This is a genomic window from Streptomyces sp. BV286 (assembly GCF_019090165.1).
GTDB lineage: Bacteria > Actinomycetota > Actinomycetes > Streptomycetales > Streptomycetaceae > Streptomyces.
This window is the reverse complement of sequence record NZ_JAHRIB010000212.1, coordinates 95,105-117,839: the sequence shown is the minus strand read 5'-3', so window position 1 is coordinate 117,839 and position 22,735 is coordinate 95,105. Positions and strand designations below refer to the sequence as shown.

At 71.6% G+C, this 22,735-nt stretch carries 23 protein-coding genes; 8 read left to right on the top strand and 15 right to left on the bottom strand.

Annotated features, from left to right (window positions below):
- Positions 1–4: 4 nt before the first annotated feature.
- Entirely contained in the window at positions 5–1,006 is a 1,002-nt protein-coding gene (locus KUF83_RS41105; RefSeq protein ID WP_217460351.1) for a LacI family DNA-binding transcriptional regulator, read from the bottom strand.
- Positions 1,007–1,275: 269 nt separating this feature from the next.
- On the opposite strand from KUF83_RS41105, the gene KUF83_RS41100 reads away from it, so the two are divergent.
- The gene (locus KUF83_RS41100) at positions 1,276–2,301 is read left to right on the top strand and encodes a Gfo/Idh/MocA family protein (protein ID WP_217460229.1); all 1,026 of its coding nucleotides are present in this window, start codon (positions 1,276–1,278) and stop codon (positions 2,299–2,301) included.
- Positions 2,298–3,164, top strand: coding sequence for a sugar phosphate isomerase/epimerase (locus KUF83_RS41095; RefSeq protein WP_217460228.1), 867 nt, complete (start codon positions 2,298–2,300; stop codon positions 3,162–3,164). The genes KUF83_RS41100 and KUF83_RS41095 overlap by 4 nt, the downstream gene beginning before the upstream one ends.
- A gap of 45 nt (positions 3,165–3,209) precedes the next feature.
- On the opposite strand, the gene KUF83_RS41090 is transcribed toward KUF83_RS41095, so the two are convergent.
- The 3 genes from KUF83_RS41090 to KUF83_RS41080 all read right to left on the bottom strand — a co-directional run bounded on the left by KUF83_RS41090 (position 3,210) and on the right by KUF83_RS41080 (position 6,846).
- On the bottom strand, positions 3,210–4,154 hold the full coding sequence (locus KUF83_RS41090) for a glycoside hydrolase family 6 protein (RefSeq protein WP_254645148.1): 945 nt from the start codon (positions 4,152–4,154) through the stop codon (positions 3,210–3,212).
- Positions 4,155–4,642: 488 nt separating this feature from the next.
- Positions 4,643–5,359 carry an aspartate/glutamate racemase family protein gene (locus KUF83_RS41085; protein ID WP_217460227.1) on the bottom strand — a complete coding sequence of 239 codons (717 nt, stop codon included), beginning with the start codon at positions 5,357–5,359 and terminating at the stop codon, positions 4,643–4,645.
- A 2-nt stretch (positions 5,360–5,361) separates the two neighbouring features.
- The gene (locus tag KUF83_RS41080) at positions 5,362–6,846 is read right to left on the bottom strand and encodes an NCS1 family nucleobase:cation symporter-1 (RefSeq protein WP_217460226.1); all 1,485 of its coding nucleotides are present in this window, start codon (positions 6,844–6,846) and stop codon (positions 5,362–5,364) included.
- A 287-nt stretch (positions 6,847–7,133) separates the two neighbouring features.
- On the opposite strand from KUF83_RS41080, the gene KUF83_RS41075 reads away from it, so the two are divergent.
- The gene (locus tag KUF83_RS41075; protein WP_217460225.1) at positions 7,134–7,931 is read left to right on the top strand and encodes a GntR family transcriptional regulator; all 798 of its coding nucleotides are present in this window, start codon (positions 7,134–7,136) and stop codon (positions 7,929–7,931) included.
- Positions 7,928–8,335 carry a (2Fe-2S) ferredoxin domain-containing protein gene (locus tag KUF83_RS41070; protein ID WP_217460224.1) on the top strand — a complete coding sequence of 136 codons (408 nt, stop codon included), beginning with the start codon at positions 7,928–7,930 and terminating at the stop codon, positions 8,333–8,335. The genes KUF83_RS41075 and KUF83_RS41070 overlap by 4 nt, the downstream gene beginning before the upstream one ends.
- A gap of 4 nt (positions 8,336–8,339) precedes the next feature.
- Here the strand turns inward: KUF83_RS41070 and pip are convergent, their stop codons facing one another.
- Positions 8,340–9,326, bottom strand: coding sequence for a prolyl aminopeptidase (gene pip, locus KUF83_RS41065; protein WP_217460223.1), 987 nt, complete (start codon positions 9,324–9,326; stop codon positions 8,340–8,342).
- Between the two features lie 34 nt (positions 9,327–9,360).
- Positions 9,361–10,077: a uracil-DNA glycosylase gene (locus KUF83_RS41060; protein ID WP_217460222.1), complete on the bottom strand. Its 717-nt coding sequence runs from the start codon at positions 10,075–10,077 to the stop codon at positions 9,361–9,363.
- 86 nt (positions 10,078–10,163) lie between these two features.
- On the opposite strand from KUF83_RS41060, the gene KUF83_RS41055 reads away from it, so the two are divergent.
- A complete protein-coding gene (locus KUF83_RS41055) occupies positions 10,164–10,718 on the top strand; it encodes an RNA-binding S4 domain-containing protein (RefSeq protein ID WP_254645120.1) in 555 nt (184 codons plus the stop codon).
- Positions 10,719–10,871: 153 nt separating this feature from the next.
- Here the strand turns inward: KUF83_RS41055 and KUF83_RS41050 are convergent, their stop codons facing one another.
- The 3 genes from KUF83_RS41050 to KUF83_RS41040 all read right to left on the bottom strand — a co-directional run bounded on the left by KUF83_RS41050 (position 10,872) and on the right by KUF83_RS41040 (position 13,173).
- Positions 10,872–11,327: a DoxX family protein gene (locus KUF83_RS41050; protein ID WP_217460221.1), complete on the bottom strand. Its 456-nt coding sequence runs from the start codon at positions 11,325–11,327 to the stop codon at positions 10,872–10,874.
- 72 nt (positions 11,328–11,399) lie between these two features.
- Positions 11,400–12,083, bottom strand: coding sequence for a bifunctional 2-polyprenyl-6-hydroxyphenol methylase/3-demethylubiquinol 3-O-methyltransferase UbiG (locus KUF83_RS41045; RefSeq protein ID WP_217460220.1), 684 nt, complete (start codon positions 12,081–12,083; stop codon positions 11,400–11,402).
- A gap of 103 nt (positions 12,084–12,186) precedes the next feature.
- On the bottom strand, positions 12,187–13,173 hold the full coding sequence (locus KUF83_RS41040; protein ID WP_254645146.1) for an acyltransferase domain-containing protein: 987 nt from the start codon (positions 13,171–13,173) through the stop codon (positions 12,187–12,189).
- A 79-nt stretch (positions 13,174–13,252) separates the two neighbouring features.
- Here KUF83_RS41040 and KUF83_RS41035 point away from each other — a divergent pair, with 79 nt between their 5' ends.
- Complete coding sequence (locus KUF83_RS41035; protein ID WP_217460218.1) at positions 13,253–13,516, top strand: DUF6343 family protein; 264 nt, start codon at positions 13,253–13,255, stop codon at positions 13,514–13,516.
- A 70-nt stretch (positions 13,517–13,586) separates the two neighbouring features.
- Here the strand turns inward: KUF83_RS41035 and KUF83_RS41030 are convergent, their stop codons facing one another.
- The 4 genes from KUF83_RS41030 to rpsA form a co-directional block, all read right to left on the bottom strand.
- On the bottom strand, positions 13,587–13,967 hold the full coding sequence (locus KUF83_RS41030) for a tetratricopeptide repeat protein (protein WP_217460217.1): 381 nt from the start codon (positions 13,965–13,967) through the stop codon (positions 13,587–13,589).
- A 49-nt stretch (positions 13,968–14,016) separates the two neighbouring features.
- Positions 14,017–14,622 (bottom strand): dephospho-CoA kinase, encoded by a 606-nt coding sequence (gene coaE / locus KUF83_RS41025; protein ID WP_217460216.1) that lies wholly within the window; start codon positions 14,620–14,622, stop codon positions 14,017–14,019.
- A gap of 99 nt (positions 14,623–14,721) precedes the next feature.
- Positions 14,722–15,660: a PAC2 family protein gene (locus tag KUF83_RS41020; RefSeq protein WP_217460215.1), complete on the bottom strand. Its 939-nt coding sequence runs from the start codon at positions 15,658–15,660 to the stop codon at positions 14,722–14,724.
- A gap of 417 nt (positions 15,661–16,077) precedes the next feature.
- Complete coding sequence (gene rpsA / locus KUF83_RS41015; protein WP_217460214.1) at positions 16,078–17,592, bottom strand: 30S ribosomal protein S1; 1,515 nt, start codon at positions 17,590–17,592, stop codon at positions 16,078–16,080.
- A 402-nt stretch (positions 17,593–17,994) separates the two neighbouring features.
- On the opposite strand from rpsA, the gene KUF83_RS42755 reads away from it, so the two are divergent.
- Both KUF83_RS42755 and hrpB read left to right on the top strand, forming a co-directional pair.
- Positions 17,995–18,843 carry a class I SAM-dependent methyltransferase gene (locus KUF83_RS42755; RefSeq protein ID WP_217460348.1) on the top strand — a complete coding sequence of 283 codons (849 nt, stop codon included), beginning with the start codon at positions 17,995–17,997 and terminating at the stop codon, positions 18,841–18,843.
- 43 nt (positions 18,844–18,886) lie between these two features.
- Positions 18,887–21,460, top strand: a complete 2,574-nt coding sequence (gene hrpB, locus KUF83_RS41005; protein ID WP_217460213.1) for an ATP-dependent helicase HrpB — start codon at positions 18,887–18,889, stop codon at positions 21,458–21,460.
- Here hrpB and KUF83_RS41000 read toward each other — a convergent pair.
- Both KUF83_RS41000 and KUF83_RS40995 read right to left on the bottom strand, forming a co-directional pair.
- Positions 21,450–22,442, bottom strand: a complete 993-nt coding sequence (locus tag KUF83_RS41000) for a DUF3068 domain-containing protein (protein WP_217460212.1) — start codon at positions 22,440–22,442, stop codon at positions 21,450–21,452. The genes hrpB and KUF83_RS41000 overlap by 11 nt on opposite strands.
- 21 nt (positions 22,443–22,463) lie before the next feature.
- On the bottom strand, positions 22,464–22,598 hold the full coding sequence (locus KUF83_RS40995; protein ID WP_217460211.1) for an SPW_0924 family protein: 135 nt from the start codon (positions 22,596–22,598) through the stop codon (positions 22,464–22,466).
- Positions 22,599–22,735 lie beyond the last annotated feature (137 nt).

Below are 22,735 nucleotides of genomic sequence, written 5' to 3'. Positions count from 1 at the left end.
GCCGTCACCCGACCCGGGGCACCCCACTGCTCCCCCGTACCACCAGCTTCGGGTCCAGGACGGCCTCCCGCGGTTCCAGGTCGGGGTTCTCCAACCGCTCCACGGCGAACCGCACCGCGTGCTCCGCCATGAGCGCGGCGTCCTGACGGACCGTCGTCAGGCCGATCGGCATCAGGTGCGACAGGTGGCTGTCGTCGTAGCCGACGACCGACACCTCGTCCGGCACCTCGACACCCGCCCGGGCGAAGGTGATCAACAGGCCCATCGCACAACGGTCGTTGCCCGCGAGGATCGCCGTGGGCAGCGCTGTCCGGCCGGAGCGTTCGGCCTCGGCGACCAGCAGACGCCCGGCATCGACGCCCGCCTGCTCCGTGTGGGCGCCGGGGATCACCCGGATCTCCTCGGCCAGGCCGTTTCGGCGCATCGCTGCGCGATAGGCGCGGCGGCGTTCGGCTGACCCGGGGTCGCGGCCGCCGTCCACGTGGGCGATGCGCCGGTGCCCCAGTTCGACGAGGTGACCGATGGCCTGCCGCACCCCCTTCGTCTCGGCGGTGTGGACACTGTCGACGTGCACCCCGGGGAGATGCCGGCCGACCGAGACGGCGACGGTGCGGTGCCCCAGCGCGTCGAGGCGGTCGGGGTCGGAGGCCGGGCCGAGCAGGATCAGCGCCTCGCAGCGGTGGCTGAGCAGCGCTTCGACCACTTTTCCCTCGTCGCGTCCCGGGGCGTGCGCGGACAGCAGCACGTCGTAGCCGAGCCGCTCGGCCTCCGGGTAGATGCCCTCGACCAGGTCCGCCTGGAAGGGCTGGTGGACGGTGAGAACCACGCCGAGCGTGCGGCTGCGGCCCCGGGCGAGCAGCCGGGCCGCACTGTCGGGCCGGTAGCCGATCTCGTCGGCCACGCGCAGCACGCGGTCGCGGGTCTCCTGGCTCGCCCCCGGGCGGCCGCGGAAGACGATCGAGACCAGTGCCCGGGAGACGCCCGCCTTCGCGGCGACGTCCGTCATGGTGGGGCGCCGTCCCGCCGCCGCGCCGTCGTCCCGCCGCGTGCCCGATACGCCCACCTGTGACTCCATCCTTCCGCGCCTCCTCCCCGCCCCACGGATGACGCGGGTGACACGGAATCCTTCGGCGACCACCTATTGACATGACATTTGAACAGGGGTCATCGTACTCGCACTAGAGCGCGCTAGTAGAGCGCGACAGTTCACACCCGAACCCGTCCGTCACCCGCGGGGTTCCGGGACTCCGGAGCTCTGGAACGAAGGATCCGACCATGACTGTGCGTGTAGGTGTCATCGGTGCCGGAATGATCGGCCAGGACCACATCCGGCGGCTCACCGACGTCGTCACCGCGGCACGGGTCACCGCGGTGACGGACATCGACGCGGCCCGTGCGGAGGAGGTCGCCGCCCGCGTCGGCGCCGTCGCGCTGCCGACCGGCGCCGACCTGGTCGGGTCTCCCGAGGTGGACGCCGTGCTCGTCACCTCCTGGGGCCCCACCCACGCGGAGCACGTGCTGTCCGCGATCGGCGCCGGGAAGCCGGTGTTCTGCGAGAAGCCCCTCGCCACGACCGCCGACGACTGTCTGCGGATCGTGGAGGCCGAGCGCGCCCACGGCCGGCGACTGGTCCAGGTCGGCTTCATGCGCCGCTTCGACGCCGGCTACCGGCGGATGAAGGAGGTCATCGCGGCCGGAACCATCGGCGCCCCGCTGATCGTGCACTGCGCGCACCGCAACCCGACCGTGCCGGACGCCTACCGCTCGGCGATGGCCGCGCAGGACACCGCCGTCCACGAGATCGACGTACTGCGCTGGCTGCTCGACGACGAGATCGTCTCCGCGCAGGTTCTCACCCCGCGCGCCACGAGCAAGCGGTTCGAGCACCTCAAGGACCCGCAGATCATGCTCTTCGAGACCGCCGGCGGCGTCCGCGTCGACCTTGAGGTCTTCGTCAACTGCCAGTACGGCTACGACATCCAGTGCGAGACCGTCGGCGAGGACGGCCTGGTCCGGCTGCCCGACCCGGCCGCCGTCGGGATCCGTACCGCCGGACTGCACAGCACCCCCGTGCTCCAGGACTGGAAGGGCCGCTTCGCCGACGCCTTCGACACCGAGTTCCGCGAGTGGATCGCGGCCGTCGAAACCGGCGCGACGCCCACCGGTCCGAGCGCCTGGGACGGCTACGCCGCCACCGTCATCACGGACGCCGCAGTCCGCTCACTGGAATCCGACGGCACCGTCGTCCCCGTGGACATGAAGCCCCGCCCGGCCTTCTACGCAACCGGAGGCACCGCGTGAAGATCGCCCTCGACCCCTACATGCTCCGGGCCCTCCCGCTCGACGAGATGGTCCGCACGGTCGCCGAACTCGGCTACAGCCACATCGAGTTGTCGCCGCGGGACGACTTCATGCCGTTCTTCCTGCACCCCCGGGCGGACGACGAGCGCGTGGCGCACCTCAAGCGGTCCCTCCGCACGCACGGGGTGAAGCTTTCCTCCGTGCTGCCGCTGTACAAGTGGGCGTCACCCGACGAGACCGAACGGCAGACCGCCGTGCGGTACTGGAAGCGGATGATCGAGATCACCGCCGAACTCGACTGCCCTCTGATGAACTCGGAGTTCAACGGCCGCCCCGAACGGGCCGCCGAGAGCGAGGCGGCGTTCTGGCGCTCGATGGAGGAACTGCTGCCGGTGTTCGAGCGCGAGGGCATCGCGCTCAACCTGGAGGCCCACCCGGACGACTTCTGCGAGGAGAACACCCCGGCCGTGGACCTGGTCCGCGCCGTCAACAAGCCCTGGGTGAACTATCTTTACTGCGCCCCGCACACCTTCCACCTCTCCGGCGCCGACCCGACGGCGGACATCGCGGCGATGATGCGCTACGCCGGCGACAAGCTCCAGCACGTGCACATCGCCGACTCCTTCAACCACAAGGGCTCCTCCGGGCTGCGCTACATCCTCAACCCGCCCGGCACCGCCGCCCGCATCCACCAGCACCTGGACATCGGGCAGGGCGAGGTCGACTGGGACGTCTTCTTCGCCACGCTGCGCGAGCTGGACTTCGACGGCGTCGCCACGGCCTGCGTCTTCGCCTGGGAGGAACGGGCACGCGAGTCCTCGGCCTTCATGCTGGACCGCATCACCAAGGAGCTCTCCGGCTGACACCCGCCGAAGCCCCTCTGGCCCCCTCCGCCCCCAACTCGGGGATCATCCACGGGCGTTGCGGGCCAGCTCCAGCGCGTACGACGGCCACCACTGCCCGGCGGCCGGTCCGCCCCGGCAGGTGCCGTCCGACTCGCCGGGGCGCTTGACCCACAGGTAGGCGTCGAGCAGGGGCGCGCCCGTGACGGCGGTCGGCGCCGTGCCCAGGGCCCGGCCCGGCGGGTTGCACCAGGACTCCGTTCCGTCGTGCGGGCCGTTGCCGTTGCGGCTGCTGTCGATCACGAAGTGCTTGCCGCCGAGGGCCGCGGACAGCAGGTCGCCGTACGCCGAAGTGACGGCGTCCGTCTGGAAGTTGGAGACGTTCAGGGCGAAGCCGTCGGCACGCGCGACACCCGACTCCTTCAGCGGCTCGACCAGCCGTGACGCGTCCGGGTGCCAGGTCGCGTTGCCCGCGTCGAGGTAGACGCGGGTGTTCGGCTGCCGCTTGAACCGGTCCACCGCGTACGCCAGCAGCGCGTACCGCTCCTCCGGCACCACACGCCCACAGCCCGCCACCGTCTGCGCCACGGCGTCCGGTTCGACGATCACGTACGCGCTCCGGTCGCCGATCCCCGCCGCGAACTCGTCGACCCACTCCCGGTAGCCCGACGCGCTCACGGCTCCGCCGCCCGAGTAGGAGCCGCAGTCGCGGTGCGGGATGTAGTAGGCGACGAGGACGGCCGTACGCCCTTCCCGTGCGGCGGCGGTGGTCCGGGTCTCCACGACCGTGCGCGGCCCGGGCCCGTTCAGCCACTCGGCCTGGGGGCGGGTGGCGATCCGCTCCATCAGCAGAGCGTCGGCCTCTCGTCCCGTACGACGCCATTCGGCGGCCTGCCCGGCGGCGGGTGACTCGGGATCGACCCAGAAGAAGACCTCCTGGGACCCCTTCTCCGAGCCGCTGTCGGCGCTGCTCCGGACCGTGCTCGGGGCTTCGCCCCCGGTTCCGTTCAGGGCGTCGGTCCCGGCCCTGCGCCCCTCTCCCTTCCCGGTCCGGCTCCCGGTGGCGGCCGCTCGGGACTCTCCGCGACCGGCCGGACCGGCACCGGCACCGGGCCCGCCGTCCGAGCGGGCGCCCGGTTCGACCGCCGGTCTCGCGGCCGGCCAGAAGGGCGGCCCGGCCTGGGCGGCGACGCGGGCGACGACGCCGGAGCCGACGCCCAGGTCGACACCCCAGCCACGCACACTCGCGGAGGCGTCCGCTCCCGGAGCCCCACCGCCCCACAGCACCCCCGAAGCGGCCGCCCCCATGGCGACGAGCGTGACGGCGAACACCCGGACACGGGCACCGACAGATGCGGCCACGACCGACTCCGTTCCCACCGCCGACGGCAACGGCGGCGACTCGTCCGTAGGCCGCCGGCTCGCACGCCGGCGCCCTTCCCGGAGTCTGCTTCACCCGCGATCCGCCGCCCCGCCCGCCGCATCCGCGGCACCCGGAATCACTCCGACGGCGGCGCCCAGGTCCGCCGCTTCGGCAGCGGCTTCGCGTAACCGCCCGCGCGGCTCGTCGTGAGCCCGAGCGATACGAGCGACTCGGCGAGCTTCACCGCCGCGCCGACCCCGTCGACGACCGGCAGCCCCAGCTTCTCCCCCACGGCCCGCTGCAATCCGGTCATCCCGGCGCATCCGAGCACAAGGACCTCGGCGCCGGCGTCCCGGGCGCGTTCGGCCGCGGCGACGAAGGCCGCTTCCGTGCGCCCGGCATCACCCAGGTCGAGAACACCCAGCCCCGTGCCCACGACGACCGCACAGTTCTGGGCGACGCCTGCCGTGTACAGGCTGTCCTCGATCTGCCCGGCCGAGCGCTCCAACGTGGTGACGACCCCGTACCGCCGCCCGAGCAGGCACGCGAGATGGGCCGCCGCCTCGGTGATGTCGACGACGGGTACGTCCACGAGTTCCCGTACGCCCTCGCGCCCGTGCTCCCCGAATCCGGCCATGACGACGGCGTCGTAGGGCCCTTGGTACGTCCGCAGGGTGTCGAGGACGGCGGCTGCCGACAGATAGCTGTCGAGCCAGCCCTCCGCGGACTCGGGCCCCCACCTGGGGGTGAGTCCGAGCACGGTGGTGCCCGGGCCTGCCGCGGCCCGGGCACCTCGCACGATCTCCTCGGTCATCCCCTGCGTCGTGTTGCAGTTGGTGACGACGATCCGCACGCTCAGCCCTCCAAGGGAGTCGGGGCCGGCTCCGCGGCGGGGGCCGTGGCGGCGCGCTCGGAGCGGCACAGCAGCGCGTACAGTCCGGCGGCCAGCGCCGTCCCGATGAACCAGGAGTACGGGGCGACCTCGCTGAAGGTCGTCACAAGGGCGAGCACCGCCGAGACACCGGCCGCGGGCAGAAACGCCCACAGGGCCTTGGGGTTGACGCCCCTGCGGTAGTAGTAGCGGGAGCCAGGCTGGGCGTTGAACAGTTCGTCGACGTCGATGCGGCCGTGCTTGACCCAGAAGTAGTCGAGCATGATCACGCCGAACAGCGGGCCCAGGAAGGCGCCGAGGCCGCCCAGGAAGTAGTTGACGACCGTGGGGTTGGAGAAGAGGTTCCACGGGGTCACGACCAGCGCGGCCACCGTGCTGATCATGCCGCCGATCCTGAAGGTGATCTTCTGCGGCCAGACGTTGGCCAGGTCGTAGGCGGGCGAGACGAAGTTGGCGACGATGTTGACGCCCATGGTGGCGATGGCGAAGGTCAGCGCGCCCAGGATCAGAACCCACTTGTTGCCGATCTCGGCGACGAGGTGGGCGGGGTCGGTGATGGCCTTGCCGAACACCTCGATGGAGCCTGCCGTGACGATGACCGACACGATGACGAAGGCCGTCGAGTTGATCGGCAGTCCCCAGAAGTTGCCGCGCTTGACCGTCCTGTAGCTGGGCGCGAAGCGCGAGAAGTCGCAGAAGTTGAGCATCAGCGTGCCGTACGTGGCGAGGATCAGCCCGATCGCGCCGAACCACTGCCGCCACTGCTCCCCCACAGAGACCGGGTTCGGGGTCGAGGTGAGCGAGATGGTCCAGCCGGCCTTCGCGAGGATCCAGACGGCGAGGACGATCATCACCAACCAGATCGCCGGCCCGCAAAAGTCCTGGAACTTCCGTACGGACTCCATTCCCTGACTGATGATCAGTGCCTGGACGAGCCACAGCGAGACGAACGACAGCCAGCCGAGAGCGTCGAGGCCGAGGAAGGAGTTGTGGGTCCAGGACTCGAGGCCGGGCCAGGCCGCGAGCAGCATGATGTTGACGGCGACGGAGGCCAGGTAGGTCTGGATGCCGTACCACATGATGGCGATGACGGCCCTGATCAGGGCCGGGATGTTGGCGCCCCAGACACCGAAGCTGATGCGGCTGATGACCGGGAAGGGCACGCCGTGGCGCTGTCCGATCCTGCCCATCCAGTTCATGCCGACGTAGATGAGCACGAAGCCGACGAGCAGGGAGGTGAAGATCTGCCAGACGTTCATGCCGAGCACCAGGAGGCCGGCCGCGAACGTGTAGTTGCCGAGGTTGTGGACGTCGGACATCCACATGGCGAAGAGGTCGAAGACCTTCCAGTTGCGCTTGCCCGCGGGCGCGAGGTCCTCGTTGGTGAGCCGGGGATCGGGGACGAACGCTGGCGCGCCGGTGGCAGCGGCGGGATCGGCGAGGGACACAAAGCCTCCATGAGCGGGAGAACGACGGGAGGACCGAGGGGCGAGGGCGGAACGCTGGACGGGACGGGGACGGCCCGGGGGGCGACGGGTGGGCGCGGCGGTGAATGACGGGCGGAGCGGTGGATGGCGGGCAGTGCGGCGCATGCCGGGGGACAGGGGTGCGGGAAGCAGGTCGAGCAGTTTTGGTATACCAAACTGAGGTCATGGTCCCGCCATCGGTGACTTCTGGCCATGTCCGTACGGTTACAGCTCGGTAAAACAGTCCCGGTGTCGGCGAGGATGGACGCATGACGACGGTGGAGCCGCTGGGGGCGGTACGCGAGCGGGTGCTCAGCTCGCTGCGGCAGGAGATCATCGCCGGGCGGCTGCTGCCCGGCGACCGGTTGGTCGAGCGTGAACTGGCCGAGCGGTTCGGGGTCTCCCGCGTGCCGGTCCGTGAGGCGATCCGCGCCCTGGTCGCCGAGGGGTTCGTCCTCTTCGAGACCCCGCGTCGCACGGTCGTGCGCCGGCTGACCCCCGCGGACGTCGCCGAACTCTTCGAACTCCGCGAGGCACTGGAGGTGTACGCCACCGGTCTGGCCGCCCAGCGCGCCACCCGCGCCGACCTGGCCGAGCTGGAGGAACTCCTCGACCGTGCGGCGGACGCGACCGACGCCGACGACGCGGAGGCGATCACGGACGTCAACACCCGCTTCCACGACCGGATCCTGGCGATGGCCGGGAACAGCCTGCTGATCTCCGTGATGGAACCGGTCGACGGCCGGCTGCGCTGGCTCACCCGCCAGAACGAGGAGTGGCCCCAACTCCTCGCCGAACACCGCGAGTTGTACGAGGCCATCGCCTCGGGCGACCGTGAGCGGGCCCGCTCACACGCCCTGGCCCACGTCCAGGCCAACTACCGCTCGACCGTCCGCCACCTCTTCGGCGACACGGACTCCGCCGGCGACGCGGACATGGGACCGGGCGAACACACGGGCCCGGACGCAGGCACCGGTACGGACAAGGGCACAGGCACAGGCACAGACATCGCGGTCCCGGGCGGCAACGGCTCCGGTACCGATTCCGATTCCGAAGGAGAAGTGTGACTGTCCGTACGGCGATCGGTGCCGCGAGGAACCGGCCCTGCACGCTCGTCGTCTGCCGCGGCTGCTGCTGCGGCGACGCGCGCAAGTACCCCGGCTACGACCACGACTGGCAGCTGGACCGGTTGCGTGCCGCCGCCGAGGCCTCCGGCGGCCGCCTCGCGGTCCGTACGACGGACTGCCTCGGCCCCTGCGACCAGGCCAACATCATCGTCGTACAGCCGTCGGGTGAGGGCCGCAGGCGGGGTGGCCGGGCCGTGTGGATCGGCTGGTCGATGGGCGACGACTGCACCGACGAGATACTCCGCTGGGCGGAGGCCGGCGGGCCCGGCATCACCGCTCCCCCGTCGACCCTGGAACTGCAGTTCGTGCAGTCGGCGGGCGAACGGGACCGGGCGCGCCGCTAGGGGTTCAACGGGCCGCGTACCTGTCGGTGGCCGCGACCAGGGCGTCGACCACGCCGGCCGCGCCCGCGTTGTGTCCGACGTCGTCGACGACGATCAACTCGCTGCCGGGCCAGGCGTGATGGAGCCGCCACACCGTGCCGAGGAGGTTCCCGAAATCGAGGCTCCCCTGGACGAGAGTGCCGGGAATGCCTCTGAGGAGCGGGGCATCGCGCAGGACGACGGCCTGGGCTCCGCCCTCCCCCTTCCCCTGTCCGTCGCCGTCCGCGAGGAAGTGGTCGTTGCCGAAGTAGTGGGTGACGGTGCGGGCGAAGGCCAGGCGGAACACCGCATCCTCGTACCGCTCCACCGACCGCGGCGGCGCGGGAACGATGGCCGTCTCCCAGTCGGTCCAGGCGCGCGCGGCCCGGGCTCGCACCTCCGGGTCCGGGGACTCGATCAGCCGGTTGTACGCGGCCGCCAGGTTCTCGTCACGCTCGTCCTTCGGCAGCTCGGCGAGGAACCGTTCGAAGGCCTCGGGGAAGATCTGCCCAAGTCCCCTCGTGAGGAGGTCCACTTCGGCAGTGGACGCGGTGGCCACGCCCGTGAGCACCAGCTCCGACACGGCCTCGGGATGTGTCTGCGCGTACCGCAACCCGAGCACGGAGCCCCATGAGACACCCCACACGAGCCATCGCCCGATGCCCAACTCCCGCCGCAGCAGCTCCAGATCACCGATGAGTCGCGCCGTCGTGTTGACGCTCATGTCCGTCTCGTACGCGCTCGCGTGCGGCGTCGAGCGTCCGCAGCCGCGCTGGTCGAGCAGGACGATGCGATACGCGGCCGGGTCGAAGTAGCGCCGGAAATAGGGGCCGCAGCCGGATCCGGGCCCACCGTGCAGCACCACCGCGGGCTTTCCCCGAGGGTTGCCGCACACCTCCCAGTACACATGGTTGCCGTCACCGACGTCGAGCATGCCGTGGTCGTACGGTTCGTTCTCCGGATACGGGCTCATCGCGCGACCCTAGCCCGCCTGCTGAACGGCCCGCCTACTGAACGGTCGGCAGCCCCGCCGTCCGAGCCGCCGTACGCAGCACGTCCCGCAGCATCCGGGGGGTCAGCCGGCCGGTGAAGGTGTTGCGCTGGCTGACGTGGAAGCATCCGAAGAGCTCCAGCGGCCGGTCCGGGCCCTCCAGCTCGACCCGCGCCCCGTGGGCGAAGGCCGGCCGGGGCCGGGGCACCTGCCACCCCGCCTCGGAGAACGCGGGCAGCGCGGCCTGCCAGCCGAAACCGCCGAGCACGACGACCGCGCGGAGCGTGGGCCTCAGCAGTCGCAGCTCGCTCACCAGCCAGGGGCGGCAGGTGTTCCGCTCCTCAGGCGTCGGCTTGTTGGCGGGCGGCGCGCAGTGCACGGGCGAGGTGACACGGACGCCGTACAGGGCCAGCCCGTCGTCGGCGCTCTCGGACGTGGGCTGCGACGCGAGACCCACCTCGTGCAGCGCCGCGTACAGCACGTCCCCGGACCGGTCTCCCGTGAACATCCGCCCGGTCCGATTGCCGCCGTGCGCCGCGGGAGCGAGCCCCACCACCAGCAGCGAGGCGTCCGGCGGTCCGAAACCCGGCACCGGGCGGCCCCAGTACGTCCAGCCGGCGAAGGCGGCCCGCTTGGTGCGGGCGACCTCCTCCCGCCAGTCGACCAGCCGCGGGCAGGCCCGGCATCCGGCGATTCGTTCGTCCAGCCCGGCCAGGCTGCGGTCCTGATCCATGCCACCACGGTATGCCTGGGCGAGGGCGGAGCGAAGCGAGGGAAAACGACTCCGACCGGGCGCCCGCCGAGGGCTATGGTCGGACCATGGCTTCAGGGACTCAGGGGAACGCGGCGCGGCACGAGGACGACGGGCCGGGCGCGGGCGGCTCCGCCGATGCCGTGACCGACGCCGCGACCGATGCCGTGACGGATGCCGTGGCCGATGCGGATGCCGTGGCCGTCGCGAAGGCGGCCGCGCCCACGAGCGGTGAGACCGTGCGGGTCGACAGCTGGATCTGGTCCGTCCGCCTCGTGAAGACCCGTTCCGCGGGCGCCACCGCCTGCCGCGGCGGCCACGTCCGGGTGAACGGCGAGCGGGTCAAGCCCGCGTACGCCGTCCGCGTCGGCGACGAGGTCCGCCTGCGGCAGGCGGACCGGGAGCGGATCGTCATCGTGAAGCGCGTGATCCGCAAGCGGGTCGGGGCTCCGGTCGCCGTCGAGTGCTATGTCGACAACAGCCCCCCGCCCCCGCCCCGCGAGGCCGTCGCCCCCGCAGGCATCCGGGACCGGGGCACGGGCCGCCCCACCAAGCGCGACCGCCGCGAGCTGGAACGCCTCCGTGGCATCGGCTCGCCCGACGACAGCCCGAAGGCACCCTGACACCGGCGGCGGAGCCGCATGGCGGTCACCCAGCCTGGACCCGTGCCGAGGGCGGCCTTCCGAGTGCCGGGCTTCGGAGAAGACAACGCGAGACGCGACGCGGCGTCCGGCAGGGCTGGAAGGCCCTGCCGGACGCCGTCCGGGCTTCCGTGCTCAGGACCGACGCCGGACCAGCCTCAGCAGCTCCGCGGCCTGCCCCCGTCGTGCCCAGGCGATCAGCGCGAGCGGCACGATCAGGATGAGCGGGGTCGCCGCGTACTCCCCGTCGAACACGGCGATCTGCGTGATGAACGCACCCACCATCAGCGCGCCCAGCGAGACGGCTGCCACGGAGGCCAGTACGGGGATCACCAGCGCTATACCGCCGGCCAGTTCGAGGAGACCGATGGTGTACATCCCTGCGCTGCCCCAGCCGATCTCGTCGAACGACTCGACCGCCGAGGAGTGCGCGACGAGCTTGGGCACCGCGCTCGCGATCACGTAGAAGAGCGCGAGCAGCACCTGCAGCCCCCGCAGTGCGAGGCGGGCACGGCGGCCACGGGCGGTCGCGGACTCGGCGACGACGGTGCGGGCCGGGGCGGAGGCGACGGGAACGGTGGTCTCGGACATGGGGATCTCCTGTGAAGCGGGGCGCGTTGCTGTCACGGAGATAGACCGCCCCGCCGCCCGAAACTCATCGCCTCACGCCGCCACCGGCACCGCCCGTACCCAGACCCGGTCCTCCGTCAGATACCTGTCGACCTTCAGCCCCGCCTCGCCCAACGCCTCCTCGAACTGCTCCTTGGTGAGCGGCCGGGCGAGGAACGTGTGCGTCCACGCGGCGTCAGGGAACACGTACTCCGCCCGCACCGAATTGACCCCGTCCCCGACGGGCTCCGCGGACAGCATGCGGAGCGTGAACCCGCTCGGATCGACCCGCTCGCGCGGCAGATCCGTGTGGTAGTTCTCGCCCTCTCGCTGGATCAACACACAGCCGCCGTCCGCGACATGGCGCCGGCACACGTCGAGCATGCCGCGCCGCACCGCGGTGTCCCCGCTGTGCACGAGGAACGACGCGAGCATCACCACGTCGAATCTCTCCCCCAGGTCGAGCGTCTCGATCGCGCCGCGTATCGTGCGCGTCCCACGCACCCGCTCCAGCATCTCGGCGGACTCGTCCACGGCCGTCACGGTGAATCCCCGCTCCAGGAGCGGGTGGGTCATACGCCCCACGCCACAGCCCAGTTCGAGAATGTGCGCTCCCGCCGGCACGGCCGAGGCGATGATGTCCGGCTCGTCCTGCACGGGCAGTCGCGAGTACAGCTCCACCGCGCAGCCGTCCGGCGTGATGGCGCCGGGTCCCGTCCCCTCGTATCCCTCACGCATCTCGATCGTCATACCAGCCCAACGGCTCGTGCCCGCCGCCCCGTTCCCACCCCGGCCCCTTCCACCTGTCCGGGTGAACGGCGATCCGGCCGGGAACTTTCGGCTACAACGCGAACCAGCCCTGCCCGCCGTACCAGTGGCCGCCCGCCCGCAGGTGGTCGCCCACCGCGCGCTCGACCCCGGTCCGCCGCGGAAGGTCCTCCACGGGCAGCTCGGGGTCGCCGAAGACGAACCCGACGGGTGCCTTGTCGTCGGCCTTCGTCTCCTCGTGGGCGACCCGGAACCGCTCCTGGAAGCGCACGATGTTGGAGTCGGCCGGCAGATACCGCTTCAGTTGCGGGTCGAGCAGCCAGGAGTGGCAGACCGCCACCTCGTAGTGCTCGTCCGGGTAGTGGCGCGCGAAGAACTCCCGGGCCAGGTCCAGGGACCGGTCGCAGGCCTCCGGCGACAGGGGACCCCGGAAGTCGGCGATGTGCAGGCTCAGACAGAGCTCGCCGGGGCCCGTGCCGAGCCCCGCGACCGCGGCCGCCCGCCCGGTGTGCCCGCCCAGCCGAGCGCGCTGGAACTGCAGCCGCCCGAGTTGGTACAGCTCTCCGTGGAAGTGCAGAGCGATCCACCACGGCACCTGCAGCCCGATCGTGCCGGTCCGCCTGGCGTGCACGGCCAGGTGCCGGCCCAGGTCGGCGAGGGTGCGCCGCGAAACGTCCGCCGGGATGTCCCGCTGCCGGTGGTGGGCGCGCACGTACGGCAGCGCGGCGATGAAGACGAACACGTGGAAGGTGCGGCCGAGCGCCCCGGTGGACGCCGGGAACACCGGCGGTTCCCACCCCTTGCCGACCTCACCCATGTCACGGACGACCCGGTCGACGCACCTTGTGAGCAGCGCCATCGCCTCCGGGTCCGCCGCCAGCCGGGCGCGCAGGTGCACGAGTTCGTTGACGTGCTCGTGCGGCACGGACAGATCGAGCAGCAGGTCCGGCAGCTCGACCGCGTCCGGCAGGACCGCCTCCGTACGCGGTTCGCCCTCGTTCTCCAGGTCCCTCAGCCACCGGGCGAGCTTCTCGTCCGCCCGCAGCTCCTCCACCAGCAGCACAGCCGCTCCCGTTCGTCCGTCCTTGGGTGAACGTGCACCACGAAGAGTACGTTTTTCCGTAGGAGCAGTGGTCCCCATGCGTACAGGCAGTGAACCGACGACCGCGCGCAGTGCGCTGCGCGCCCGCCTGTGGCTCAGTGTGTGGGGTCTGGTGTGGGCGATCATCGGGACGGCCGCGTTCGCCCTGGTCGGGCGTCCCGGCTGGGCGGTCGCCTGTGGCGTGCTGTGGCTGGTCGCCACCGTCGACCTGACGATGATCCTCAGGCATCTCCGCCAGGGACCGCACTACCAGCCCGGCCGCGACATCCCGCCGTACTCGCCGCCGGAGCACCGCGTGTAGGGCGGGTCGTCGGTCCGGGCCGCCGACCTGGCGCCGGGGCAGGCCGGGCGTGTTCAGGAGCGGGCGGCGCTCAGGAGTCGAACCGTGCCGCGGTCAGGTACTCCGGCTGTGGGTCCAGAGCCGCCGCGAGCCGGAAGTGGCGTCTGGCCTGCTCGGGCCGGCCGGAGCGCTCGTAGGTGCGGGCGAGTGCGAAGTGCGCGAACGCGTTGTCCGGTTCGCGCTCCAGCACGATGGTGAACTCCAGCTCGGCGGGCCGCAGTTGCGCCGCAGCGAAGAAGGCGCGTGCCCGCAGCAGCCGTGCCGCCGTGTTCTCGGGGTACGCGGCGATGACTCCGTCGAGCAGCTTGACCGCGCCCCTGGGGTCCCGCGCGGCGAGCAACTGCTCGGCGGCACGGAAGTCGATGACATGCGTCTCCGGAGTACGTCCGGCGAATCCGCTGGTCTCGGGCACGGCAGAGTCCTTCCCTCACTGCAGGGAATCAACGCCTCGAAGGCGCCCGCTATTCCGAGGCCGCCGCCCGCCGCACGAGGTCCGTCCACACGTCGCGTACCCGCCGCCGCAGCGCATCGAGTGGCACGTCGTTGTCGACGACGACGTCCGCGATCTCCCGGCGCTGCTCGCGGGTGGCCTGGGCCGCCATCCGGGCGCGCGCGTCCTCCTCGGTCATGCCGCGCAGCCGGACGAGACGGTCGAGCTGGGTTTCGGTGCTCGCGTCGACCACGATCACGAGGTCGTACAGCCGGGCGAGGCCGTTCTCCGTGAGCAGGGGCACGTCGTGCACGACCACGGCGTCCGCGGAGGCCGCTTCTTCCAGCTCGCGGGAACGGGCGCCCACCAGCGGGTGCACGATCGAGTTCAGCACGGCGAGCTTCTCCGCGTCCGCGAAGACGATCGAGCCGAGTTTCGGCCGGTCGAGGCTGCCGTCCGCGGCGAGCACGTCCTCGCCGAAGGCGTCGGTGACCGCCGCCAGCCCGGGTGTCCCCGGTGCGACGACCTCCCGCGCGATCCTGTCCGCGTCGATCAGCACGGCGCCGTGCTCCACGAGCAGCCGCGACACCTCGCTCTTGCCGGCGCCGATCCCGCCGGTCAGGCCCACCTTCAGCATGCCGAGAAGCTTAGGGCCCGCCGCCGACGACGCCCCGGCGGGGCCGCGCGGGCCCGGCACGCCTGTCGCCGAGGACCGTGCCTCTCACGGGGCGGGTGCCTAGGCGTCGCCCTCCCGCTCGGCGAGGAACCGCTCGAACTCGAGGCCGATCTCGTCCGCCGACGGGATGTCCACCGGCTCCGCGAGCATGTTGCCCCGCGTCTCGGAGCCCGCCGCGGCGTCGTACTGGTGCTCCAGGCCCTGGACGAGTGCGACGAGCTCCTCGTCGCCCTCCTGGATCTGCCGGTCGATCTCGGTCTGTGTGCGGTGTGCCTCGGTGCGCAGTCCGTGCGCGATCCCCGGCAGGACCAGACCGGTCGCGGCGGTGATCGCCTCCATGACGGTCAGCGCGGCGTCCGGGTACGGGGAGCGGGCGATGTAGTGCGGCACGTGCGCGGCGACCCCCAGGATGTCGTGCCCGGCCTCCATGAGGCGGTACTCGACCAGTGCCTCGGCGCTGCCCGGAACCTGTGCCTCGTCGAAGGGGCTGCGGTGGCCGGGGACGAGGTCCGTGCGGTTGCCGTGCGGGGTGAGGCCCACGGGGCGGGTGTGCGGGACGCCCATGGGGATGCCGTGGAAGTTCACCGACAGACGTACGCCGAGGCGCTCCACGATCTGCTGGACGGCCGCCGCGAAGCGCTCCCACTCCACGTCCGGTTCGGGTCCGGAGAGCAGCAGGAAGGGCGCGCCCGTGGCGTCCTGGACGAGCCGCACCTCAAGCGTCGGCTCCTCGTACTCGGCCCAGCGGTCGCGCTTGAACGTCAGCAGCGGGCGGCGGGCGCGGTAGTCCACGAGCCGGTCGTGGTCGAAGCGGGCCACGACCTGGTGGGGCAGCGAGTCGAGCAGCCTGTCGACGATCTGGTCGCCGGTCTCGCCCGCGTCGATGTATCCGTCGAAGTGGTAGAGCATGACAAGACCGGCCGACTCCTGGGCGAGCGCCATGTCGACGACTGCCAGGCCCTTCGGCTCCCACGCGTACAAACCCTGCGGATCAAGCACTGTGACCGCTCCTCCTCGTGTTCGTACTCAACAACGCGGGCCAGGACATGAGCATTCCCGGTTCACGTCGCTTCGCTGTCCCCTCTTACGGGCTTCTCATGCCCACGACGAGCACCCACGTGCGTGCGACGACGGCCGCGAGCGCGTGGGCCGGGTCGCATCAGGGCCGGATCGGGGCCGTGGCGGTGTGCGGGCAACTCCCGGCGCGAGCACGCGCGGAGGGCCGTCACCGCCTCGTGGCGGGACGGCTCACCGCCCGGGCGCGGAGCCCACCGGACAGCACGGCGGAGCCCACCGGACAGCACGCAGGCGGACGGGAGAGCCCGCGAGACGGCGGGCGGGACAACGCACCGAGGGCCCGCACCCAAGTGGGTGCGGGCCCTCGGTTACCAGCTAGCTACCGCTGGCGGTGAGCTTTCAGCTCTGGCCGCCGGCGAGCTTCTCGCGGAGAGCAGCCAGGGCCTCGTCCGACGCCAGGGCGCCGGAGTTGTCGTCCGACTCCGAGGAGTACGAACCGCCGCCACCGCCGCCACCGCTGGAGGCGGCCGGAGCCGCACCCGGGGTAGTGACACCCTCGGCCTCGGCCTGGGCGTCCGCCTCGCGGGACTTGATGACCTGAGCCTGGTGCTGCTCGAAGCGGGTCTGCGCCTCGGCGTACTGCGTCTCCCACACCTCACGCTGGGACTCGAAGCCCTCGAGCCAGTCGTTGGTCTCGGGGTCGAAGCCCTCGGGGTAGATGTAGTTGCCCTGGTCGTCGTACGACGCGGCCATGCCGTACAGCGTCGGGTCGAAGTCGACCGTGGCCGGGTCGGCACCGAAGGCCTCGTTGGCCTGCTTCAGCGAGAGGCTGATGCGACGACGCTCGAGGTCGATGTCGATGACCTTGACGAAGATCTCGTCGTTGACCTGGACGACCTGCTCCGGGATCTCCACGTGGCGCTCGGCCAGCTCGGAGATGTGGACCAGACCCTCGATGCCCTCGTCCACGCGGACGAACGCACCGAACGGAACCAGCTTCGTGACCTTGCCGGGCACGACCTGGCCGATCTGGTGCGTGCGGGCGAACTGCTGCCACGGGTCTTCCTGCGTCGCCTTCAGCGACAGGGAGACACGCTCGCGGTCCATGTCGACGTCGAGGACCTCGACGGTGACTTCCTGGCCGACCTCGACAACCTCGGAGGGGTGGTCGATGTGCTTCCAGGAGAGCTCCGAGACGTGCACCAGACCGTCGACGCCACCCAGGTCCACGAAGGCACCGAAGTTGACGATCGAAGAGACGACGCCGGAACGGACCTGACCCTTCTGCAGGGTGGTGAGGAACGTCTGGCGGACCTCGGACTGGGTCTGCTCCAGCCAGGCACGGCGGGACAGGACCACGTTGTTGCGGTTCTTGTCCAGCTCGATGATCTTGGCCTCGAGCTCCTTGCCCACGTAGGGCTGGAGGTCGCGGACACGGCGCATCTCAACGAGGGAAGCCGGCAGGAAGCCACGGAGGCCGATGTCAAGGATGAGACCACCCTTGACGACCTCGATGACGGTGCCGGTGACGATGCCGTCCTCTTCCTTGATCTTCTCGATGGTGCCCCAGGCGCGCTCGTACTGGGCGCGCTTCTTCGAGAGGATCAGGCGGCCTTCCTTGTCCTCCTTCTGGAGAACAAGGGCTTCGATCTCGTCGCCGACCTTGACGACCTCGTTCGGGTCGACGTCGTGCTTGATCGAGAGCTCGCGGCTCGGAATGACACCTTCGGTCTTGTAACCGATGTCGAGCAGGACCTCGTCCCGGTCGACCTTCACGATGACGCCGTCGACGATGTCGCCGTCGTTGAAGTACTTGATCGTCTCGTCGATCGCGGCGAGGAAGGCTTCCTCGTTACCGATGTCGTTGACCGCTACCTGCGGAGTGGTAGAGGTGGTCTCGGTGCTGCTCGTCATGTGGGAAAGGGCTCCGGTACGGACAGTGAGTCGTAGGTACTGCTTACGCCGGGAGCCCGTTTCGCTCTGTACAAGGCCGGACAGCCAAGGAAGCGCCAGATCCGGATGATGTCCACGAAGAACACCGCCGGTGGCGCCTCGACAACCGAGGGGTCATACATACAGATGCGAGCGCAGCCTGCTACGTCTGAGGAGCGCAGGCCCGCAGCGCAACTTGTAGCATACGGGGGCAGCCGGACAGGGTCAATGCGCGAAGGCGCACACCCGGGGCGGATCGCCGCATACCCGGCACAGAACCCACGCGACGGCAGCCGCACATCGGACAACGCCACGCGTCCACACGGATCTTGGGGCCCTCTTCCGTGACACCCGCCGGAGCGGGTCGTACCGAAGAGTCCGCAGATTAATACGAGGGAGCCGATCATCCAAGAGCCCGAGCAGTCCGAGCCCGAACAGTCCGAGCCCGAGGCGACCCGGCGGGAGGCGGGGGGCTCCGAGAGCTCCCGGGCCAATCGTGGCTGGTGGGACCGGAACGCGGACGACTACCAGGTCGAGCACGGCACGTTTCTCGGCGACGACCGATTCGTGTGGTGTCCCGAGGGCCTCGACGAGATCGAGGCCGAGCTGCTCGGCCCGATGGAGGAACTGAAGGGGAAGGACGTCCTGGAGATCGGCGCGGGCGCCGCCCAGTGCTCGCGCTGGCTGGCCGCCCAGGGGGCCCGCCCGGTCGCCCTGGACCTTTCCCACCGCCAGCTCCAGCACGCCCTGCGGATCGGCGCCGACACCGTCCGGCTCGTGGAGGCGGACGCCACGGCGCTGCCCTTCGCGGACGGCTCCTTCGACCTGGCGTGCTCCGCGTACGGAGCGCTGCCGTTCGTCGCCGAGCCCGTGAGGGTCCTCCGGGAGGTGCGCCGGGTGCTGCGCCCGGGCGGCCGGTTCGTCTTCTCCGTCACCCACCCGGTCCGCTGGGCCTTCCCCGACGAACCGGGACCCGAGGGTCTGAGCGTGGCCTCCTCCTACTTCGACCGCACTCCGTACGTGGAGCAGGACGAGGAGGGGAACGCCGTGTACGTCGAGCACCACAGGACGGTCGGCGACCGCGTCCGGGACGTCGTGGCGGGCGGTTTCCGGCTGGTCGACCTGGTCGAGCCGGAGTGGCCGGCCTGGAACACCCAGGAGTGGGGCGGCTGGTCCCCCCTGCGGGGAAACCTGATCCCGGGCACGGCGATCTTCGTGTGCGAGCGAAACTAGAGGGGAGCGCCCCCGGCCGGAGGCTGGGGGAGAGACTGAGCGGGTGATCCGTCATGACGCCCTGGACCTTCTGCCCGTACGCGGGGCGCTGCCCGGCCTGAGCGACGCCCTGGAGGGGCACGGCGCCGCGGTGCTCGTCGCGCCGCCCGGCACGGGCAAGACGACCCTCGTGCCGCTGGTGCTGGCCGGGCTGGTCGGCGAGGGGCCCCCGCGCCGTGTCGTCGTGGCCGAGCCGCGGCGGATCGCGGTGCGGGCGGCCGCGCGGCGGATGGCGTGGCTGCTCGGCGAGAAGGCCGGGGAGAGCGTCGGGTACACCGTGCGCGGGGAGCGGGTGACCGGGCCACGCACGCGCGTGGAGGTCGTCACGACCGGGGTGCTGCTGCAACGGCTGCAACGGGACCAGGAGCTGACGGGCGTCGACGCGGTCGTGCTCGACGAGTGCCACGAGCGGCATCTGGACGCGGACACGGCGGCGGCGTTCCTGCTGGACGTGCGGGCCGCCCTGCGTCCCGAGCTGCGGCTGGTGGCCGCTTCGGCGACGACCGACGCGCAGGGGTGGGCGCGGCTGTTCGGCGACGTGCCGGTGGTCGAGGCGGCGGGTGTCTCCCATCCGGTCGAGGTGGTGTGGGCGCCGCCCGTGCGCCCTGTGCGTCCGCCCCATGGGATGCGGGTGGATCCGGTGTTGCTGACACATGTGGCGTCGGTGGTGCGGCGGGCGCTGTCCGAGCGTGCCGGGGACGTCCTGTGCTTCCTTCCCGGGGTCGGGGAGATCGCGCGGGTGGCGGGGCAGCTCGGCGGGCTCGGCGACGTCGAGGTGCTGCAGGTGCACGGGCGGGCGCCGACGGCCGTGCAGGACGCGGTGCTGTCCGGCGCCGCGGGACGCCGGGTGGTCCTCGCGACGTCGGTGGCCGAGTCGTCGCTGACGGTTCCGGGTGTGCGGGTGGTCGTGGACTCCGGGCTGGCCCGCGAGCCGCGGGTGGACCACGCGCGGGGCCTGAGCGCGCTGACGACCGTACGGGCCTCGCAGGCGGCCGGGCGGCAGCGGGCCGGACGGGCGGGACGCGAGGCGCCGGGTGCCGTGTACCGCTGCTGGGCGGAGGCGGAGGACGGGCGGCTGCCGCGGTTCCCGGCGCCGGAGATCAAGGTGGCCGACCTGACGGCGTTCGCCCTGCAGGCGGCCTGCTGGGGCGATCCCGACGCCTCGGGGCTGGCGTTGCTGGATCCGCCGCCGGGAGGGGCCATGGCGGCCGCCCGGGGTGTTCTGGAGGCCGTCGGCGCCGTGGGCGACGGCGGGCGTCCGACCGGCCGGGGCGTACGGATGGCGCGGCTCGGGCTGCATCCCCGGCTGGGGCGTGCGCTGCTGGACGCGGCGGCCTCCGTGGGTCCGGAGCGCGCCGCGGAGGTGGTCGCCCTCCTGAGTGAGGAACCGCCGCGGGAGTACGGGGACGACCTCGCCTCCGCTCTGCGGGCCGCACGGCGTGGGGGTGACGCGTACGCCGGGCGGTGGCGTACGGAGGTGCGGCGGCTGCGGGCGGTGGCGCCCGCGGCCCGGCCCGGCGGGCGGACCGCTTCAGAAACGCCGCTCGACGGCGGGTCCGGTGCGGCCGGGCGCACGGTCCCCCGCACCCCTGACGGGGCCCTCACCGACGACCAGGTCGCCGGGCTCGTCGCCGCGCTCGCCTTCCCCGAGCGGCTCGCTCGCCGGCAAGGGGGATCGTTCCTGATGGTGTCCGGGACCCGGGGTGAGGTCGGTGACGGCAGTGGGCTGCGGGAGGCCGGCTGGATCGCCGTCGCGGTCGCCGACCGGCCGCTGGGCGCGGGGCACGCGCGCGTGCGGCTCGGGGCCGTGGTCGACGAGGAGGTTGCCCGGGAGGCGGCCGGGCCCCTGTACGCCGAGGGCGACGAGGTGCGCTGGGCCGACGGGGAGGTGGTGGCCCGGCGCGTCGAGCGGCTCGGGGCGGTGGAGCTGACCGTGCGGCCGCTGCGTGCCGCCGACCCGGGTCTCGTACGGGAGGCTCTTCTCCAGGGGCTGGCCGAGGAGGGTTTCGGGCTGCTGCGGTGGTCCCGGGACGCCGAGGTGCTGCGGCAGCGGCTCGGGTTCGTGCACCGCCAGGTCGGTGCTCCCTGGCCCGAGGTGTCGGACGGCGCGCTCCACGCGCGCGTGGACGAGTGGCTGGAGCCGGAGTTGAGCCGGGCGAGGCGGCGGGCCGATCTGGGACGGATCGACGCCGGGCAGGCCCTGGGCCGGCTGCTGCCGTGGGCGTCCGGGGAGGCGGCCCGGTTCGACGAGCTGGCGCCGGAGCGCTTCGAGGTGCCGAGCGGGTCCAGGATCCGGATCGACTACGCGGATCCCGAGCGGCCGGTGCTCGCGGTGAAACTGCAGGAGATGTTCGGGGCGCAGGAGTCGCCGGCCGTCGCCGGGGTCCCGGTGGTGGTCCATCTGCTGTCGCCCGCGGGGCGCCCGGCCGCCGTCACCTCGGACCTCGCGTCCTTCTGGAAGGACGGCTACCGGGGTGTGCGGGCGGAGCTGCGCGGGCGGTACCCGAAGCACCCCTGGCCCGAGGACCCGGCGACCGCACCGCCGACGCGGCACACGAACGCGCGTCTCAGGCGCTGACGGGCTCCTGCTCCCGGGGCCCGGTGGGCGAGGGGTCGCCGGGGCGGCGGCCGCGGGCCTCCAGGTACAGGGAGAGGGACAGCAGTCCGATGCCCAGAGCCAGGAAGCCCCAGGGCAGGTACGAGGTCATCAGCAGGACGAGGAGTCGCTGGGACTTGACGAGGTCGACCGTGGAGCGGATGTAGTCCTCGCGCATCTTCACGTGCCCGGCGAAGGCCGTCACCTTGTCGCGGTCGCCGAGGAGGCTGCCGCCGCGCAGCTCCTCCTTGTGGATCTCCTCCCCGTACACGGGTGCGCCGGTGACGGGTTCGACCCAGAACTTGCGGACCGTGGTGTACCAGCGGGTCGTGCCCGTCTTGGCGACCGACTCCGGGGTGATGCCTTCGACGGGCATGGTCTTCGGGAAGGGCACCTTGGTCCAGGGGATGGTCTGCTCGAAGTAGTAGACGTCGACGCCCCGGAAGTCCTGGGTGCCCTTGTAGTGGATGGGTGCGGTGATCCGGGCCTGCGCGTCGAAGTACTCGTAGTCCCTCTTCTCCGTCAGGAAGGGCCACTTGAACTCGATGCCCTCGCGTTTGACGGGGTCGCCGTCGACCATCTCGCCGGTGGCGTGGACGGGTTCCTGGGTGTGGGCGTCGAAGATGTACCGCTCGGGGAACTTGGAGACCATCTCGCCGTCGGGACCCTGGACGTAGGAGAGGCCGTCCCAGACGACGACGTCGCGGCCCGCGGTCCTCTCGATCTTCTCGGAGGCTTCGACGTTGCCCTTGAGGGTCTGCACGATGGTGACCTTGTCGACCTTCTTGGCCGTCATGCTGCCGTAGTCGAGGAGGGTCGCGTCCTTCGCTTCCAGGACCATGTCCTGGTACTGGTTGGCGGGGATCTTGGCCAGGCGCGGGAAGGCGTACCAGCGCAGCAGCGGGGACAGGGCCGTGAAGAACACGGCGAGGGCGAGCAGGATCAGGCTGGCCTTGCGGCGCATCTCGGCGGCCCTCCCTGTGCGTTACGGGTGGCTGGGGACGGTGGTGAGCATCGGCTCGGGTGACGTCTCGCCCGACGGCGATCCCATGGCGGTGATCGTGAGGACCAGCGCGAACGCGAGGGCGAGACCGGTCGCGGCGGCGATCAGGGCACGCATGCGGGCCTCCCGGCACGGACGGAACTGATACGTCGTCAGGTCGGGCACCGTAGCAACGGGCGGGCGAGATGAGAACACGTTGCACACACAGACGACGGTGCCCCCTCGCCCGTCGGGGCGAGGGGGCACCGTCGGCC